Genomic DNA, 1,113 nt, shown 5'->3' with positions numbered 1-1,113 from the left:
AATTAGAATTTTAGCGCCCAAAGACGTCAAGGTCGAGCTTAGAATTTACGAGCTCATAGAGAGCAAAGAGCCCAAAATCCGCAAAATGAAATAGTTCCGCAAGGAGCGTTAATGCAAGAAAGCGGATTTGCAAAGGCTCTGTGCAGCGACGCGCGAAGCGCAAAGATACCGAGCGAGCACGATTTTTTCGCACCGCTTATCGGCGATTGGGATATATGGTGGACGGACGGCTTGCAGAGCGGCACGCCGCGCGAAGTCAGAGGCGAATGGCTCTTTGCGCGGGTTTTGGACGGATCCGCGGTGCAGGACGTCTTTATCGTGCCCTCGCGCGCGCAGCGGCTCGTAAATCCGCAACCGGACGCCGAATACGGCACGACGATAAGGATTTATGAGCCCGCAAGCGGGACGTGGGATATTTTTTACGGCTGCGTAGGCACGGCGCTGCGCCTAACCGCGCACAAGGAAGCGGAGGAGATCATGCTTGTGCAAAACGGCGAGGGGGCGATGCGCTACGTCTTTTCACAGATGAGCGAGGCGTCTTTTCCGTGGCGGAAGGAGCTACGAAGCGACGCGGGACCCTGGCGGGTCATCGCGCGGGTGCGTGCACGCAGAAAAGCCTAGCCGCCTGCAAAAGAGATACGCGATCTGCTTTTAAGACCTGCCGATAGATGTCCGCGCCGCCAAAAGCCTAGCCGTTTGCAAACGAACCGACTAGCCGAACTGCTCGCCGCGTGCAAGAGCTGAACTGCTCGTAAAAAATAAAATCGCTCGTAGAAAATTTAACTGCCCTTTTAAAAACCAGGCTGCGCCTTTGCGTAAATTTTAACCGCGAAATTTTGCTGCATCTGTGCGTAAATTTTACTCGGCGGGACCTCATCGCGCTTTTGCGTAGATTACGGCCGTAAAATTTAGCGCCCTCGCCTGCGCGCCAAAATTTAGCGCCCTCCAGCTTGCGTGCTTTTTAAATTTTAAAAATTTAGCCGTAAAATGCGCGACATACAAAGCCTATGCGGCGGCGGCAAGCATTGCGCCGGTGAAGGCGGCAAGGCTACAAAATTTGGCGCCGATGCGCCGTTTGGTTAAAATTTCAGTATAATTTCGCAAAAACAAGGA

The 1,113-nt window shown here is 53.5% G+C and carries 1 protein-coding gene; it reads left to right on the top strand.

Going from position 1 to position 1,113, the window contains the following annotated elements; translation table 11 throughout:
* The first annotated feature begins 111 nt into the window (after nucleotides 1-111).
* Complete coding sequence (locus Q0236_RS00980) at nucleotides 112-621, top strand: hypothetical protein (RefSeq protein WP_297913953.1); 510 nt, start codon at nucleotides 112-114, stop codon at nucleotides 619-621.
* The last annotated feature ends 492 nt before the right edge of the window (nucleotides 622-1,113 follow it).

This window comes from uncultured Campylobacter sp. (genome assembly GCF_938031315.1).
Taxonomy (GTDB): Bacteria; Campylobacterota; Campylobacteria; order Campylobacterales; family Campylobacteraceae; genus Campylobacter_B.
Note: the sequence above shows the minus strand (reverse complement) of the source record. Positions and strands in the feature narration are given on the sequence as shown.

Bases quoted from the DNA above. Each gene is read 5' to 3' on its own strand.
- Q0236_RS00980 (WP_297913953.1), top strand. From the start codon at position 112: ATGCAAGAAAGCGGATTTGCAAAGGCTCTGTGCAGCGACGCGCGAAGC.